The sequence below is a fragment of the Bacillus sp. MUM 13 genome (genome assembly GCF_001866725.1).
In the GTDB taxonomy this organism is placed as follows: Bacteria; Bacillota; Bacilli; order Bacillales; family DSM-1321; genus Peribacillus.
Map to the genome: position 1 here is coordinate 33,065 of NZ_MLYQ01000001.1, position 18,128 is coordinate 51,192.

Annotated in this window: 13 protein-coding genes; all 13 read left to right on the forward strand. The window is 42.7% G+C overall.

The features are described 5' to 3' along the window. Positions 1-8 precede the first annotated feature (8 nt). Positions 9-365: a cell division protein FtsL gene (ftsL, locus tag BIV59_RS00185; protein WP_071349412.1), complete on the forward strand. Its 357-nt coding sequence runs from the start codon at positions 9-11 to the stop codon at positions 363-365. Beyond that, positions 365-2,554 (forward strand): penicillin-binding protein, encoded by a 2,190-nt coding sequence (locus BIV59_RS00190; RefSeq protein ID WP_071349413.1) that lies wholly within the window; start codon positions 365-367, stop codon positions 2,552-2,554. The genes ftsL and BIV59_RS00190 overlap by 1 nt, the downstream gene beginning before the upstream one ends. A 361-nt stretch (positions 2,555-2,915) precedes the next feature. Continuing rightward, positions 2,916-4,838, forward strand: a complete 1,923-nt coding sequence (locus tag BIV59_RS00195; protein WP_071349414.1) for a stage V sporulation protein D — start codon at positions 2,916-2,918, stop codon at positions 4,836-4,838. A gap of 165 nt (positions 4,839-5,003) precedes the next feature. Further along, positions 5,004-6,467 (forward strand): UDP-N-acetylmuramoyl-L-alanyl-D-glutamate--2,6-diaminopimelate ligase, encoded by a 1,464-nt coding sequence (locus BIV59_RS00200; RefSeq protein WP_071349562.1) that lies wholly within the window; start codon positions 5,004-5,006, stop codon positions 6,465-6,467. 160 nt (positions 6,468-6,627) lie between these two features. After that, complete coding sequence (mraY, locus tag BIV59_RS00205; RefSeq protein WP_071349415.1) at positions 6,628-7,605, forward strand: phospho-N-acetylmuramoyl-pentapeptide-transferase; 978 nt, start codon at positions 6,628-6,630, stop codon at positions 7,603-7,605. Beyond that, positions 7,606-8,958, forward strand: a complete 1,353-nt coding sequence (murD, locus tag BIV59_RS00210) for a UDP-N-acetylmuramoyl-L-alanine--D-glutamate ligase (protein WP_071349416.1) — start codon at positions 7,606-7,608, stop codon at positions 8,956-8,958. 199 nt (positions 8,959-9,157) lie between these two features. Next, entirely contained in the window at positions 9,158-10,258 is a 1,101-nt protein-coding gene (gene spoVE, locus BIV59_RS00215; RefSeq protein ID WP_071349417.1) for a stage V sporulation protein E, read from the forward strand. Between the two features lie 578 nt (positions 10,259-10,836). Continuing rightward, positions 10,837-11,745, forward strand: a complete 909-nt coding sequence (gene murB / locus BIV59_RS00220; protein WP_071349418.1) for a UDP-N-acetylmuramate dehydrogenase — start codon at positions 10,837-10,839, stop codon at positions 11,743-11,745. A 141-nt stretch (positions 11,746-11,886) separates the two neighbouring features. After that, complete coding sequence (locus tag BIV59_RS00225) at positions 11,887-12,678, forward strand: cell division protein FtsQ/DivIB (RefSeq protein ID WP_071349419.1); 792 nt, start codon at positions 11,887-11,889, stop codon at positions 12,676-12,678. Positions 12,679-13,534: 856 nt separating this feature from the next. Then, a complete protein-coding gene (gene ftsA, locus BIV59_RS00235) occupies positions 13,535-14,836 on the forward strand; it encodes a cell division protein FtsA (protein ID WP_071349421.1) in 1,302 nt (433 codons plus the stop codon). A 50-nt stretch (positions 14,837-14,886) separates the two neighbouring features. Next, positions 14,887-16,035 (forward strand): cell division protein FtsZ, encoded by a 1,149-nt coding sequence (gene ftsZ, locus BIV59_RS00240; protein WP_071349422.1) that lies wholly within the window; start codon positions 14,887-14,889, stop codon positions 16,033-16,035. A 330-nt stretch (positions 16,036-16,365) separates the two neighbouring features. Continuing rightward, on the forward strand, positions 16,366-17,292 hold the full coding sequence (gene spoIIGA / locus BIV59_RS00245) for a sigma-E processing peptidase SpoIIGA (protein ID WP_071349563.1): 927 nt from the start codon (positions 16,366-16,368) through the stop codon (positions 17,290-17,292). Between the two features lie 60 nt (positions 17,293-17,352). Further along, a complete protein-coding gene (sigE, locus tag BIV59_RS00250; RefSeq protein WP_071349423.1) occupies positions 17,353-18,072 on the forward strand; it encodes an RNA polymerase sporulation sigma factor SigE in 720 nt (239 codons plus the stop codon). Positions 18,073-18,128 lie beyond the last annotated feature (56 nt).

Sequence of the window (18,128 nt, forward strand, 5' to 3'; positions counted from 1 at the left end):
AGCAGACAGTGAGCTCAATTGCAAAAAAAATTCAGGAACAGAATTATGAACAGCCGCAGAAGCCGGTAAGCCAGGTCGTGGCGGTCCGGAAAGCTAAAATCAGTTTTGGGGAAGTTATATTATTGTGTGCCTTAGGTTTAATGATTGCCTTTGCAGGGGTGAAAATCATCACCAACCAATCTGCCATTTATCAAACCAATAAGGACATCCAGCAAGCGGAAGCAAAAATAGATGAACAGGTAAAAACAAATAATGACCTTAAGGTGCAAGTTGGAGAGCTAAGCACATACGAACGGATCTGGAAAAAAGCTGCAGAACTCGGACTAAAGCTGAACGAGAAAAATGTGAAGGTTGTGCAGAAATAATGCAGATGAAGCAAAAAAATATGAAGAGCGGAGCTGCGATATTGTTTCTAATATTCGGCCTGCTCTTTTTTATATTAATATTCCGTTTTGTTTATATTGAAGCCACCGGGAAAGCAGGGGGCCAGGTTCTGGCAGCTAAAATAGAAAAAAAGTATAAAAAAGTGCATCCGATAGAAGCGGAAAGAGGGAAAATCCTGGATTCAAAAGGCGAGGTAATCGCTGAAGACACGTCCTCTTTTACGCTTAAGGCCGTACTGGACAAATCTGTGACATTGAATAAAAATAAACCAAATAATGTGGTAGATCCTGAGGGAACGGCAGAAAAGCTTTCTAAGTATATTAAAATGGACAAGGAAGCGATTTATGAAAGGCTGACCAAAAAAGGCGCGTTTGAAGTAGAATTAGGGCCTGCCGGTAAGGATTTATCGAATGACGTGAAGCAAAAAATTGAAAAACTCGATCTTCCAGGCATCTACTTTGCCAGGGATAATAAACGTTTTTATCCCAATGGAGTTTTTGCCTCTCATTTAATCGGTTTTACAGAGAAGGATCCTGATACAGGAAAAACATCCGGAAGACTCGGGATAGAAAAATATTTGAATGATTATCTTAAAGAGAAAAACGGAAAAATCACTTATAACAGCGATTCCTGGGGAGTACTGCTGCCAAACAGCAAACAGCATGTTACACCTCCGAAAAACGGAAAAAATGTCACGTTGACAATCGATAAAAAAATTCAGACCTTCCTTGAGGACTCACTTACTAAAGTACAGAAAAAATATAATCCAAAGGATATCATTGCGATCGTCTCTAATCCGAAAACGGGGGAAATCGTGGCGATGAGCCAGCGTCCGACCTTCCATCCGCAAACAAGGGAAGGGCTTGCAGATACCTGGCATAACCTATCAATAGAGGAAGCGTTTGAACCTGGTTCAACCATGAAGATATTCACTCTTGCAGCTGCTGTGCAGGAAAATGTTTTCGATCCAAACGGCACATATACCTCTGGCAGCTATAAAGTGCCCGGATCGATTCCGATAAAAGATCACAGCGGTATACCTAAGGGGAAAACCATGACCTTCCTTGAGGCGGTGCAGCGTTCCTCCAATGTAGGGTTTGCGACACTTGGCATGGATAAATTGGGTCCTGACAGACTGAGGGAGTATCTCACCAAGTTCGGGCTCGATAAGAAAACAGGCATCGACCTCCCTTATGAAGCAAATAGCAAGATTCAATATAAGTGGAAGCGGGACAAGGCGTCTACAGCATTTGGACAGGCTTCTGCAATAACCCCCATTCAGCAGATCCAAGCGGTCTCAGCTGTGGCCAATAATGGGAAAATGATGAAACCCTATGTTATTAAATCGATTTCTAACCCGGATACTAAAAAGGTAATTAAAAAAACGAAGCCGTCTGTGGCAGGCGAGCCAATTTCTGCTGAAACGGCAAAAAAGGTCCGCGAGTATCTCGGCACAGTCATCACAGCGAAACACGGAACAGGGCAAAAGTATAAAATTGATGGATACGAAGTTGCCGGAAAAACTGGAACAGCGCAAATGTCAGGTCCTGGAGGAGCCTATTTGCATGGTAAAAACAATTATGTTTTCTCATTTATGGGAATGGCACCGAAAAAGGATCCTCAGCTTGTCATGTATGTGGCAGTTAAACAGCCGCAGCTTGCCGGAAACGAAGTGGGCTCAGACCCCTTGTCGGAAATATTTGATCCGGTCATGCAAAACAGCCTGCAGTACCTAAATATCAAGCCCTCAAATCTTAAAGATGAAACGGCAGAGAAAATAGGCGATTACCGTGACCAGACAACCAGCTCGGCTAAAGCTGATTTAACCAATAAAGGATATGACGCAGTAGTTGTGGGTAAAGGGAAGATGGTCATCGATCAATCCCCTAAACCAGGCAGCATGCTGCTTGAGGGTGAGAAAGTGGTTTTAAGGACAGAAGGCAGCATGACAGCCCCTGATATGACAGGATGGTCTCTTCGTGACGTAATGAAGGTCGCAAGTATTGCGAGACTTGATCTAAATGCCTCGGGAACGGGGTATGTCTCAAGCCAGAACCTTAAAGCTGGAAAAGTAATAAAAGAGGGAACCTACTGCATTGTAAACCTTAAGAAACCAAGTGATATTAGCATGGTGAAAACAGAAAAAAAGAAAGATGAAGTGCATGACTGATTTTTACAGTCTTGTGCATGAAAGGCCGCGGCACGGTAGGTATCTTCCGTTATGCCGGGGCCTTTCTTTTTTTGATTGGCTGTTTTCGTAAACATTGCTGCTATGGAAAAGGGGCGGATTTCCGCTCCAGGATGCTCGCTTCCCGCTAATCTAAGCGGGAGTCTCGCACCTTACACTCCAATCAACCTGGTTTAACAACAGGTTCGCTACACAGAACAATTAAAAAACAACCATCTTTAAGAAAAGAGCCTTTTGATTAATGGTATATGCTTATCTGTTTTTTGAAGCATTGATATTTTTGTGTAATGCCTGCATCCAAACAAGCATATAGTTGTACAAGCTGATATTGGAGGTGTCTTTTTTGCGCGTTTCAAACGTAACTGTCAGAAAAAGACTGGCTATTGCATTAGTGGTTGGGCTTGCTGTTTTTTTAATCATTGATATTCGCCTGGGCATTGTCCAATTCTATCTTGGAGACAAGCTGACAAGCTTAGCAAAGGATTCGTGGAGCAGAAATATACCGTTTGAGCCCAAAAGGGGTGAAATACTGGACAGAAATGGAGTGAAACTTGCAACAAATATCTCAGCACCGACTGTCTTTGTTATCCCTAGACAAGTTGAAAATGCCGAGGATACCTCAAAGAAGCTGGCATCCATTCTTGATGCCAATACAGAGAGTGTGTATAAGTTAATTACGAAATCAGAAATGAGCGTCATTATACCTGATGGCAGGAAAATCTCCCATGAAAAAGCAAAACAAATCAAGGCGCTCGGTTTAAAGGGTGTATATATAGCCGAAGATTCAAAACGGCATTACCCTTTTGGGGAATATTTATCACATGTTCTTGGGTTCGCAGGATCAGATAATCAAGGGTTAATGGGTATCGAGCTATCCTATGATAAAGAGCTTAGCGGCAAAAAGGGGTATGTGAAATTCTACTCGGATGCAAAAGGGAAAAGAATGAAAAACATGGCGGATGATTATAAAGCGCCTGAGGATGGAGATAACCTAAAATTGACTATTGACAGCAAAATCCAAACTATTATGGAAAGGGAACTGGATAATGCACAGGCGACTTATGACCCGGATGGCATAGTGGGTATAGCGATGAATCCGAATACGGGGGAAATATTAGCTATGTCAAGCAGGCCAACCTTTGACCCTGATAATTTCCAAAAGGTCAAACCAGAGGTTTATAATCGGAACCTGCCTGTTTGGAGTGCGTATGAGCCAGGTTCTACATTTAAAATTATTACCCTTGCTGCTGCAATAGAAGAGAAAAAAGTAAACCTGACAAATGAGCATTTTTATGATTCCGGTCATGTGAAAGTCGGGGGGGCCAATCTGCATTGCTGGAAAAGGGGAGGGCATGGTGACCAGACATTTCTGGAAGTTGTCGAAAATTCCTGCAACCCGGGATTCGTTGAGATGGGGAACCGTTTAGGCAAAGATAAATTGTTTGAGTATATCCATAATTTTGGTTTTGGAGAGAAAACCGGAATAGATCTTCAAGGGGAATCAAAGGGGATTTTGTTCAATATGGATAGAGTGGGGCCAGTGGAACAGGCTACGACGGCGTTTGGACAAGGAGTTTCTGTAACACCCATACAGCAGGTAGCAGCTGTGTCTGCAGCAGTGAATGGGGGTACCTTGTATACGCCATATATTGCCAAGGAACTGATTGATCCCAAAACTGGCAAGGTCTTGATGGAAAAAAAGCCGCAGGCAAAAAGGAAGGTCATTTCCGCTAAAACGTCCGCTGAAATTCGTAATGCGCTGGAATCTGTAGTCGCAAAGGGGAGCGGAAAAAAAGCTTTTGTGGAGTCTTATAGGGTTGGCGGTAAAACAGGAACTGCGCAGAAGGCACAGAACGGAAGGTACCTGGAAAATAACTATATCGTGTCATTCATGGGTTTTGCTCCAGCAGATAAGCCTGAAATTGTCGTGTACCTTGCTATTGACAATCCAAAAGCAGCGGTAAAATTCGGCGGAGTGATTGCAGCTCCGATCGTAGGGAACATCATGGATGATTCACTGAGGGCGTTAGGGGTGAAACCCAGGAAACAGCAGATTGAAAAAGAAACAACCTGGCTTGATCCAGTGATGATTAAAGTGCCTGATGTCATGGGAATGAGCAAAAAGGAACTGCAGACGCAGGATGTGAATCTTCAGCTCGATATTGCAGGAACTGGGGATAAAGTCATAAAGCAGGCCCCAGATGCCGGTGTAAAGGTGAAAGAAGGATCAACTATTCGAATATACCTTGGCGAAAGCGGAGAATAAGTATAAAATAATACAAGGATGATTTGAAGCGGCTGTAGCTAATCAGCCGCTTTGTTTACGGAGGAGACGGAGAGAGGCATAATATTGGCTGCAGATAGTCCTCGACACGCACTGCTCTCCTCCTTTATAATTAATAGCTCTAAACAGGTTGAAAGGGATGGAAAAATGAAGCTTCACAAGTTACTTTCTTATTTACACTCTTTATCAGTATTCGAAGGTGATAATCCAACTATCACTTCAATAGAAAACGACCACCGGAAAGTCAGGGAAGGAAGCTTATTTGTTTGTATCAAAGGATACACCGTAGACGGCCATGATTATGCACAATCTGCCGTTGAAAATGGAGCAGCCGCCATACTGTCTGAAAAACCTCTTCCTTTAGATGTACCGGTCATTGCAGTACGGGATACACAAAGAGCTATGTCTGTTTTGGCAGATGCTTTTTATGAGCATCCGACCCAAAAAATCCGTTTGATTGGCATTACAGGCACAAATGGCAAAACAACAACCTCTCACTTGCTGGAAAAGATCTTTCACGATGATAAGCAAAAAACTGGATTGATTGGAACGATGTATACAAAAGTCGGGAGCAAGATATACAACACAAAAAATACTACACCTGACAGCGTCACCCTGCAGCAGACTTTTCATGAAATGGCAGAGTCATCTGTAGATACAGCAATCATGGAAGTATCTTCGCATGCCCTTGAACTTGGACGGGTCCATGGCTGTGATTTTGATATTGCTGTTTTTACGAATCTTACACAAGATCACCTGGATTTTCATGGAACTATGGAGAACTACAAACACGCCAAGTCTCTTTTCTTCTCACAGCTTGGAAATGCTTATTTGGAAAACAGGCCAAAGTTTGCGGTCATCAATGCTGATGATGATGCAGCTCTTGATTTCATCAAAGCCACTCCTGCACATGTGATTACATATGGGATCGATCAGAAAGCGGATATTATGGCAAAGAATATCAGCATCACTTCCAAAGGGACTTCATTTACCCTGGAGGCACCTGGTATTTCTAGAGAAGTACAGCTGCAGCTTGTCGGTAAATTCAGTGTTTATAATGTTCTTGCAGCTGCAGGTGCAGCTTTATGCGCCGGAATATCCCCGGATAGAATCATTTCATCTATAGAAGAAATCAAAGGGGTTTCAGGCCGATTTGAACTTGTGCAGGCTGGACAGGAATATTTGGTGATTGTGGATTATGCACACACCCCGGACAGCCTTGAAAATGTTCTGAATACCATCTTGGAGTTTGCTAAAAAGAAAGTGTATGTGATTGTAGGGTGCGGAGGGGACCGTGACAAAACGAAAAGGCCGATCATGGCGCAAATTGCCTGCAGGCTGGCCACAGACCCTATCTTCACTTCAGATAATCCGAGAAGCGAGGATCCGCTGCAAATTCTGAGAGACATGGAAGCGGGAGTAGAGGGAGAAAAGTACACAATTATTGCGGATCGCCAAAGCGCTATAGACTTTGCGGTTTCGAAGGCAGCAGAAGGCGATGTAATCCTTATTGCAGGAAAAGGCCATGAAACTTATCAGCTGATCGGCAATCAAGTACTGGACTTTGATGATCGCGAAGCGGCAAAAAAGGCAATACTGGAAGCAAATTGATGTTTCGGTTTTATTGTTTAATATATAAAAATGAATTCTGTTCAAATCTAAGGAAAATTGCATTCTGAAAAAAACTCCGGTAACATATCCTGGAAAAGATGAAAAGATTGTCATGATACAAAATCAGTATTTTAATGAGTTAGGAATGAGGTAGTAAGGCATGCAGGAACAAGTGATTTTTTATACAATATTAGCAGGTTTTATAATAACGGTAATTCTATCTCCCATGTTTATACCGTTTCTGAGAAGACTTAAATTTGGACAAAGCATCCGTGAGGAAGGTCCGCAGTCACATCAGAAAAAATCAGGAACACCGACTATGGGCGGCCTGGTGATATTGCTGTCTGTCACGATAGCAACATTGGCCATCACGCTTAAATTTTTTAAGCCATCTGTTGAAATGTACCTTTTATTGATGGTGATGCTTGGTTTTGGCCTGCTTGGCTTTCTGGATGACTTCATCAAGGTGGTCATGAAAAGAAATCTTGGATTAACATCCAAACAAAAATTGGCTGGACAAATTATCATATCTGTTATTTTTTATTTCGTATACAAGAATACAAGCCATTTTATTCCGGAGATAGCCATCCCGGGAACAGATCTTTCCATACATGTAGGCTGGTTTTATTTATTTATCATCATTTTCTGGCTTGTAGGATTTTCTAATGCAGTTAACCTGACAGATGGCCTTGATGGCCTTGTTTCAGGAACCTCGGCAATAGCTTTTGGGGCATTTGCAGTGCTTGCCTGGAATCAGTCTCAATATGATATCGCAGTCTTTTCGCTTGCTGTAGTGGGCGCTGTGCTTGGTTTTCTGGTATTTAACGCACACCCTGCAAAAGTATTTATGGGCGACACTGGATCTCTTGCGCTGGGAGGGGCTATTGCAGCAATCGCCATTCTTACAAGGATGGAGCTCCTGTTAATTATCATCGGCCTGGTATTCGTAATTGAAACACTTTCAGTTATTCTTCAGGTGGCATCTTTTAAAACAACAGGAAAGCGAATTTTTAAAATGAGTCCCTTGCATCATCATTATGAACTTGTTGGCTGGTCGGAATGGAGAGTAGTAGTAACATTCTGGTCTGTAGGCCTGCTTTGTGCAATACTCGGAATCTACTTGAAGGTGTGGTTGTAAGTGAAGGAGACAGCTAAATATACTCAGAAAAAAATATTAGTCCTGGGGCTGGCAAAGAGCGGGGTAACTGCTGCTTCCCTCCTGCATAAGCTCGGGGCATTTGTAACGGTAAATGATATGAAGCCATTATCTGAAAATCCTGAGGCACAGGGGCTGCTTGAGCAGGGAATCAAGGTCATTTGCGGAAGCCATCCTATTGAACTTTTGGATGAAGGTTTTGAAATGATCGTGAAAAATCCCGGAATCCCTTATCGAAACCCCATGATCCAGGGAGCTATCCAACGAGGGATCCCTGTCATTACTGAAGTTGAATTGGCTTACCAGATAAGCGATGCTCCCTTTGTGGGTATTACGGGTACGAATGGTAAAACTACCACAACGACCTTGATCTTTGAAATGCTTAGAGAAGGCAATAAGCTTCCTCTGATTGCAGGGAACATCGGAACAGTAGCTTCCGGGGTTGCTGAAAAGGCGATGAAAAACAACACGATTGTCATCGAACTTTCATCTTTCCAGCTAATGGGCATACAGGAGTTCAAACCTCATATTGCCATCATGACAAACCTGTATGATGCTCACCTTGATTATCATACTTCAAGGAGCGAATACGCGCAGGCGAAAGAAAATATTACTAGAAATCAAACAAGTGAAGACTATTTCATTTACAATGCAGACCAGGAAGAGGTTGCCGCTATGGCTGCCAGGTCCAATGCAGAACTTGTTCCGTTCTCTGCCGTAAATAAGCACGAGAATGGGGCATATATTGAGGATGAATATATGTATTTCAGAGGAGAGAAAATTATTGCTCTCTCTCAAATCGCATTGCCCGGAAAACATAACCTTGAAAACATCCTCGCTGCCGTTTCTGCTGTTAAGCTAAGCGGGGCTTCCAATGAGGCAATTGCAGGCGTACTCAGCACATTCCATGGAGTGCGGCACCGTCTTCAGTATGTGGAAACGATCCAGAAAAGAAAGTTTTACAACGATTCAAAGGCAACAAATATCCTGGCGGCATCCAAAGCACTGGGTTCTTTTAAAGATCCTGTGGTATTGCTTGCTGGAGGACTGGACCGGGGCAATGAGTTTGATGAATTAATACCTGCTCTTAAACATGTCAAGGCACTGGTTACTTTTGGAGAGACGGCCGGGAAAATTGAGCGCGCTGCTAAAGAAGCAGGAATATCTATTATAAAACGTGTCGATAATGTAGAAAAGGCAGTGCCGGCCGCTTTCGATCTATCAGACGAAGGCGATATCATTCTTCTCTCCCCGGCTTGTGCAAGCTGGGATCAATATAAAACTTTTGAACAAAGAGGAGACATGTTTATGGAGGCCGTGCATAAGCTTAACTAAGAGCTTTTTCATACAAGCATTACCTGAGCTTAGCATAAGGAAGAATCCTTCCATTCGGCATCCTAGAGGAAAAAGCGATAATTTTATGTATCGCTTTTTTTTTGGCTTATCAGACTGCAGTCCTGATATTCGGTTTTCTCTTATGAACCGCCAAAAGCTCATGATTTCAGCTCTAATATCTTCCTAGAGGTGTTAACTTGTGCCCATAAAAAAATCCAATCCAGATCTGATTTTGATCATTGTTACATTAAGTCTTTTGGCAATAGGGCTAATCATGGTTTACAGTGCCTCTGCAATATGGGCGGCTTATAAATTTGATGACTCCTTTTATTTTGCCAAAAGGCAAATGCTTTTTGCTTTTGTTGGCGTCATTGCCATGTTTTTTATTATGAATGTGGATTATTGGACATGGAGAACCTGGTCTAAAGCATTGATTATTATTTGTTTTGTATTGCTTTTGGTGGTACTGATACCAGGCATAGGTGTCGCTAGGAACGGATCACGGAGCTGGATAGGGGTCGGCGCATTTTCCATTCAGCCTTCAGAATTCATGAAGCTTGCAATGATCGCCTTTTTGGCAAAGTTTCTTTCTGAAAGACAAAAGCTGATTACATCATTCAAAAAAGGCCTGCTTCCCTCGTTAGCCCTTGTTTTTACTGCTTTTGGGCTGATTATGCTGCAGCCAGATCTTGGGACAGGTACAGTGATGGTTGGAACATGCATCGTCATGATTTTTATTTCTGGTGCGAGAATAAGCCACTTTGGCGTTTTGGGTCTGCTGGGCCTGACAGGCTTTGTGGGACTGGTTTTATCAGCGCCTTATCGGATGAAACGTATAACTTCCTTCCTGGATCCGTGGCAGGATTCCCTCGGCAGCGGGTTCCAAATTATCCAATCGCTCTATGCCATCGGTCCTGGCGGTCTGTTCGGGCTCGGGCTTGGCCAGAGCAGGCAAAAATTCTTCTATCTCCCTGAACCGCAGACAGATTTTATCTTTGCTATACTTTCAGAAGAATTGGGGTTCATCGGAGGCTCCCTGGTTATCCTGCTGTTTGCTCTTCTCCTCTGGAGGGGCATCAGGATTGCGCTGGGTGCACCCGATCTTTATGGAAGCCTGGTTGCGGTTGGGATTATTGCCATGGTTGCCATCCAGGTAATGATAAATATCGGTGTTGTAACAGGGCTGATGCCCGTAACAGGCATCACACTTCCGTTTTTAAGCTATGGAGGATCATCATTGACTTTAATGCTGATGGCCATCGGTGTTTTACTCAATATAAGCCGATATTCCCGATATTGACACTCTTTGAAGTTCCGTTATATGAGCGGAGCTTTTTTTTTATCTTATATGGGAATTAGGTCGGATTTGTATAAAAAATAACCATTTTTACCATGTAAGTTTAAAACGGATTTTATAAGTATTTATTGGCATTAGGGCATTGTTTAGACTATAGTATAAGAGGGTAAAGCCATCAGTGCATATCTTTATTCAAGGCTGCCTGCTTTATAAAAATAGTCTGGCTGTGCATTAAAGCGCTGCAGGCAGGATGCCGGATATTTTGCCTTTTGCCTGATTTTCATACATGGGCTGAAGTAAGTCTGCGGGCGGTCCTATCCTTTATATACATATAATTAACAATGACAGCTGCATTAATGATATGTTAAAATGTCTGCTCATAAAAATTAAGGTGTCACGAGGAAAATCCTGCTGACCGGTATACAATGGCGGATCAGCGGGCAGCTTTAATTGCACGGTGCAAAAATAAACCGGCAGTGAAAAGGAGCTTGACCCGCAAAGCTGGGTCAAGTAAAAGATGAACCCATGGAAGCTATGTGGAATACGATAAAATTATTTGAGACAATTGCAGGAGGATTACAATGAGAGAAGCAGCTGAAAAGCTAAAGGAAATGCAGGTTGGAAAGGTACTTGAAAATGAACCGCTTTCTAACCATACAACGATGAAAATTGGCGGCCCTGCGGATTTATTTATCGAGCCGTCATCCGTTGAAAATCTTGAAAATGCCATGAAGGTCATAAAGGAACATCATATGGAGTGGCGTGCAATCGGAAGGGGCTCTAATCTGCTTGTCTCTGACGAAGGAATAGAAGGAGCAGTTATCAAGCTTGGAAAAGGCCTGGATTCTCTAGAGATAGACGGGACCGAAATTACCGTAGGCGCTGGGTTTTCGCTTGTCAGCCTTTCTGTACAGATCAGTAAAAAAGGATTGGCTGGTCTCGAATTTGCGAGCGGCATTCCCGGTTCAGTCGGCGGGGCCGTTTATATGAATGCAGGAGCCCATGGCTCGGATATTTCCAATATCCTGAAAAAGGCATACGTTTTATTTGAAGATGGCACTTTTTCCTGGCTTACACGCGAGGAAATGGAGTTTTCCTACCGCACATCGGTTCTTCAGAAAAAAAGACCAGGCATTGTCATCCAGGCTGTCTTTGAATTAACTGAAGGAAATAAAGAAGTAATCACCGAAAGAATGCAGCAGAATAAAAACTACCGCAAAGATACCCAGCCATATAATCTTCCCTGTGCTGGAAGCATTTTCAGAAATCCGCTTCCCCATCATGCAGGCCGCCTGGTCCAGGAGGCCGGACTAAAAGGGCATTCTATCGGAGGTGCCCAGATATCGGAAATGCATGGAAACTTCATCGTAAATGCCGGCAATGGTCGTGCTGAAGATGTGCTGGCTCTCATTCAGCATGTAAAGGATACAGTGCGTGAGAAATACGGAGTGGAAATGGAAACAGAAGTTGAAATTATCGGCCGGAAATAGAAAAATCCATATTTTCATTTTTTAACATATGTTATAATTTACCTGGAAAAACCCTGGTTTTCAGGCATTTTCTGTTCGGATTTCTTAACAAGACAAGCCGGTTGATAAAGAGTCTAATGGTTTCAGGAAGAGGTGAGAGGGATGGAGAACGGGAAAATTATTTCCATCGAAGACCGCATCCCCAAGCTTAAACAACTGAGAAAAAGAAAAGCAAATAGAAGGCTGATTTCGCTGCTTGCTGCTTTTTTCATTCTCGTCGCCTGCATATTATATTTTCTTTCTCCTTTAAGCCATATTCGAACCATTAAAGTTGATGGCAATCGCTATATTGCTTCAGAGAAGATCATAAAGTCAAGCAAGCTGTCAAATGATACAAGCATTTGGAATATAGATAAAAAAAGTACCACTGCCCTAATAAAAAAGTATCCGGAAATAGATACAGTAAAGATTTCTTCCGTTTTCCCGAACACCGTGAAAATCAATGTTACCGAATTTGAACGTATTGCATACATTTCAAAGGATCATTTATTTTATCCGGTCATGGAGAACGGCAAGATCCTTCCGCCGTTAAAAAAGAAGGAAATCCCTGTATACGCGCCTGTTCTTATAGATTTTTCCGAGGGGAAAGCTTTGAATAAACTGCTGTCAGAGCTGGAAAAGCTTCCGCAGGAAATCAGGAATTCTATATCGGAAATCCATGATGATCCGACGAAAACTGACGAATATCATATTACAATGTATATGAATGACGGTTTTGAAGTTAGTGCAACAAGCATTACGCTATCAGATAAAATGGTACATTATCCCGCAATTGTCAGCCAGTTGAATAAAAACGTCAAGGGAGTTATTGATCTTGAAGTTGGATCTTTCTTCAAGGCTTATAAGACTCCGGGACAGACTGATGGCACCGGCAATGATAGCAGCGGAAACTAGGGCTATATAGCTTAGTCACCATGATTAAAACATTGGCTATACTGCATGGGGTAAGCTGCCCTTTGCTGATGAAGCTGAGGCCCCATCCCATGGCGGAGCAGCTTCTGCAGGCGGAACCTCCGGTAGCCCGGGAGCGGGGAGGATCTGCAAATGGGCCTTGCATCTGATGAAATCGGCAGGAAAGTTTTGCAGGGTATATTTCTTTATCCTGGAAAGGGCAAGTTTAGCTTTTCTAGGCGTACTTCTTGGTGTAGACTTGTATGTAGCCTCCCGCATAGCATCGAGGGAGATGGAAGCCTTGTTTCCCATATTTAGAATTCTATTGCTGTTTTCATAAGGCACTTTTCTTAAAGATTGTTGTTTTTTGAGATTTGTTATGTGAGACGTTCCCATTGACAAGTCATGTTGATTGAAGCTTAAGGTGCGAGACTCCTGCGGGATTAGCGGGACAGGTGAGACCCCGCAAGCATTGCTTGAGAGGCTCACCGCCCGCCCCGCGGAAAGCGAGCATCCTGGAGCGGAAATCAACCGCTTGTTCAAAAGCAGCAAAGTTTACGAAAACAGCGTTTCATAAATATAAAAAACATAAAAAGTTGAAATTTTAAAAGGGAATAGACACTGAGTGACGAATAATAAAGTAATGTATAACGATTGAAAAGACAGAAATAGCTTGCCCTTAACAGGAGAAAAAAGGCATGAAAAGCCAGAAGGCAAGAACAGTCAGCTCCTTTTTTTATATTTTTGGTAGTAATTTGCAGACAAGTATACTATCCTTTACTCTATAAGTATTTTAATATAAAAAAGAACCGGTATATAAACAGCTGAAAACGTTCAATAATGAAGGAGGTGCCATGGAATGAGCAGCAATGAAATTTATGTAAGTCTTGACATCGGTACATCCAGTGTAAAAGTTATCATTGGGGAAATGGTCAATGACTCGTTAAACATAATTGGAGTAGGCAATGTTAAATCTGATGGTTTAAAAAAGGGTTCAATCGTTGATATAGATGAAACGGTGCAATCCATTCAGCGTGCAGTGGAACAGGCCGAAAGAATGATAGGAATGGAAATTAAAAACGTAGTTGTCGGAATAAGCGGAAACCATGTATTGCTTGAGCCTTGCCATGGGGTAGTGGCTGTATCAAGCGAAAATAAAGAAATAACAGAGCACGATGTTCAGCGTGTAAGAGAAGCGGCAGAATTGGTGACCATCCCTTCCGATAGGGAAATCATTGATGTATTGCCGATTCATTACAAAGTTGATGAACTGGACGAAATCAGTGATCCCAGAGGCATGATCGGTGTGCGCCTGGAAATGCGGGGAATATTGATTACCGGATTGCGGACTATACTACATAATTCGTTAAGATGTGTTGAAAAAGCTGGATTGGAAATTACTGACATAGCACTTCAGCCGCTTGCAGCAGGTTCACTTGTCCTTTCAAAAGACGAAAAGGAATTGGGTGTAGCGCTAGTGGATATTGGCGGAGGTTCTACTACTCTGTCTATCTTTGAACAGGGGTACCTTAGATATGCATCTGTCATCCCGATAGGCGGAGAAACCATCACCAAGGATCTTTCCATCGTACTCCGCACGACTACTGAAGATGCAGAGAAAATTAAAATTAAACATGGACATGCCTTTTATGATGATGCATCAGAGGATGAAGTGTTCAATATTCCGATTATCGGAAGTGACCAGCAGCAGCCTTGCAACCAGCTTATGATTTCAGAAATCATTGAAGCAAGGATGACTGAAATATTTGATCTTATCCAAGAGGACTTAAGCCGGCTTGGCTATCAGGATGTTCCGGGAGGTTTTGTGCTGACAGGCGGTGTGGTGAAAATGCCTGGGGTCCTTGAGCTTGCACAGTATGTTTTCCAAAACCGGGTACGGACTGCAGAGCCAAACTATATCGGGGTCCGGGAGCCGCAGTATACAACAGCAGTCGGTCTGATCAAATTCGCATGCAAAAAAGCAAGAATGCAAAAAAACACCTCAAAAACTCCTGTTGCAGCGGGAGGGGCCGTTTATGAAAAAAATGAAGCCCGCCCCCAGAAGCAGCAGCCGCAGCCTCCAAAGGAGCGGACTGAAAAGAAACAGGCAGAAAAAGGTGAATCTAAGTTCAAAAAAATACTAGGTTACTTTTTTGAATAATATCGAATAAATACGGATATACGGGATTTCGTCAAAATAGGAGGATTGTCATGCTAGAGTTTGATTCTAATTTAGAGCAATTAGCTACAATAAAAGTCATTGGGGTAGGCGGCGGAGGAAATAACGCAGTTAACCGGATGATCGAGCACGGCGTACAGGGAGTGGAATTCATTTCAGTCAATACGGATGCCCAGGCTCTCAATCTATCAAAAGCAGAAATTAAAATGCAAATCGGCGGAAAGCTGACCAGGGGCCTCGGTGCAGGCGCAAATCCTGAAGTAGGGAAAAAGGCGGCTGAAGAAAGCAAGGAACAAATTGAAGAAGCGCTCCGCGGAGCAGATATGGTCTTTGTCACTGCAGGAATGGGCGGAGGAACTGGAACAGGGGCTGCTCCAGTCATTGCACAAATCGCTAAAGATCTGGGAGCATTGACTGTTGGCGTTGTAACACGTCCTTTCACATTTGAAGGACGCAAACGCTCCACACAGGCACAAGGCGGAATTTCTTCCATGAAGGAATCAGTAGATACACTGATTGTCATTCCAAACGACCGGCTTCTTGAGATTGTTGATAAAAGCACTCCAATGCTCGAAGCATTCCGCGAGGCGGATAATGTTCTCCGCCAGGGTGTTCAGGGCATCTCTGACCTGATTGCTGTTCCTGGTTTAATCAACCTGGATTTTGCTGATGTAAAAACCATTATGAGCAATAAGGGATCTGCTCTGATGGGCATCGGTATCTCATCAGGAGAAAACCGCGCGGCAGAAGCAGCAAAGAAGGCAATCTCCAGCCCGCTTTTGGAAACCTCTATCGACGGGGCGCAAGGCGTATTAATGAATATTACAGGCGGAACCAATCTGAGCCTGTTTGAGGTTCAGGAGGCAGCTGATATCGTTGCAACAGCTTCAGATCAGGATGTTAATATGATTTTCGGATCGGTCATTAATGAAAACCTGAAGGACGAAATCGTTGTCACTGTGATTGCCACAGGCTTTAATGAAGTGGAAGTCCAGGCACGGCCAAATGCTATGCGCCCTTCTTTCGGGCAGCAGCAGCAATCAAGACCTGCTGGAACCATGAAAAGAGAGCCAGAAAGAAAAGAGCAGACTGAACAGCCTGCAAGAAACAACAATCAAAATCAGGCAGAGGAAGCTTTGGACATTCCAACCTTCCTTCGAAACAGAAACAGAAGAAGATAATTTTTTAAATAAAAGCCATTCCTTGAAATTAAAGGGATGGCTTTTTTCATGTCAGGAATTATTTCTCTTGCCGATTATCAAGGTGATTATCATTTCATATCAATTCAGGTTCTTGCCGGGCTCTGCTGGCTAATCATGGTTACTGGCCAGACATAAAATGGACAGGCTATGAATATAAGTATTTTAATAGTGTCCTTTCAACAAAAAATGAAAAAATGTGTAAAAAACTCTTATGTTTCCTGTACAAAAAGTGACACACTTCAATGGAGGAGCTGGGTTATACTTTGTTCAAATGAAACAAATGCGGCAGTAATTAAGGAGGGGGTAAATCTGGCGTTATATTTAGACGTTATCTGGCTGTTGAATTGGTTCTTTGACTGTCTTCTCTTATATTGGTCAGCCATCCTTCTGAAAAAAAGACCTGCCCCCTGGAGAATTGGCCTTGGAGGGCTGATTGGATCATTGATCATAATTTTGGCATTTACCCCGTTTCACCTGCTTGCGGATAAAGTCTATATGAAGCTTTTATTTTCCATTTTTATGGTACTTGCTGTTTTTGGCTTTAACAGGTTCAATGTCATGCTTAAAGCACTTATGACTCTTTATCTTGTAACGTTTCTTTCAGGAGGAATACTGCTTGGACTGCACTATTTCTTTCAATCACATATTTTATCAATGCATCCTGAGAGATACCAGGGCATCAATAGATTTGGGGACCCTATGAGCTGGATGTTTGTGGTATTTGGCTTTCCAATCGCATGGCAGTTTTCTAAGCGTGCCATCGGGAACATTGAAATGACGCAGATTGCATACGAGCAAATGGCGGAAGTTTCGATTAAAATCAAGGATTTCCACTGCAGTCTAAAGGGCTTAATTGACAGCGGGAATCAATTGTATGATCCGATTTCCAGGGCGCCTGTCATGATTGTTTCTCTGACAGACATAGAAAGCAGGCTGCCTGCAGATATGCTTGAACTGTTTCGGAATCCGCAGGTATTTTTTGAACACCAGGCGCCCATTTCTTATTCATGGGAAGACAGGGTAAAAATCATACCTGCCAAGGTGGTTGGTAAAGATCATCAGCTATTGATTGCCGTTAAACCGGATGAAATAAAAATTTTCCAAGGAGATAAAACATTTCAGTACAAAAATGGCCTAGTGTCTTTTGCTTTTCAGGAACTTTCTTCAGACGGAAGCTACCAGTGTATTATCCACCCGAAGATGCTGACGGGCATACCTATCCAAAATGTCTCTTGACCTGCTGGCATAATAAATATTTATACTCGATTCCAGATCGAAATAGAAGGGAGAATCATTTTGAAAAAAATTATCCTTCGTATTACTTATTATTGGTATAAGCTGCTGATGAAACTTGGTCTGAAAACAGATGAAATATTTTACATAGGGGGAAGCGAGGCATTGCCTCCGCCCCTTACAAAAGAGGAAGAGGCTATTTTGATACACAAGCTGCCTAAGGGGGATGAGACAGCAAGAGCCATGCTGATTGAACGTAATCTAAGACTCGTTGTTTATATTGCCAGAAAGTTTGAAAACACTGGAATAAATATTGAGGATCTCATCAGCATCGGAACAATTGGACTGATTAAAGCGGTTAATACATTTAATCCGGAAAAGAAAATCAAATTAGCTACATATGCCTCCCGATGCATTGAAAATGAAATTCTAATGTACCTGCGCAGAAATAATAAAATCCGTTCGGAGGTTTCATTCGATGAGCCTCTTAATATTGACTGGGATGGAAATGAGCTGCTTCTTTCCGATGTACTGGGAACGGATGAGGACATTATTACGAAAGATCTCGAAGCAAACGTGGACAGAAAGCTGCTTACTAAAGCACTTACTCAGCTGACAGACAGGGAAAAGCAAATCATGGAGCTGCGTTTTGGGCTGGCAGGAGGCGAGGAGAAAACCCAAAAGGATGTGGCAGATATGCTTGGCATCTCCCAATCCTATATCTCTAGGCTTGAGAAGCGGATTATCAAAAGGCTAAGAAAGGAATTTAATAAGATGGTATAGTGTGGAACTTCCTCAGGGAAGTTTTTTTCTTGCGCCAAGATCGAAAGTCTTCGGGC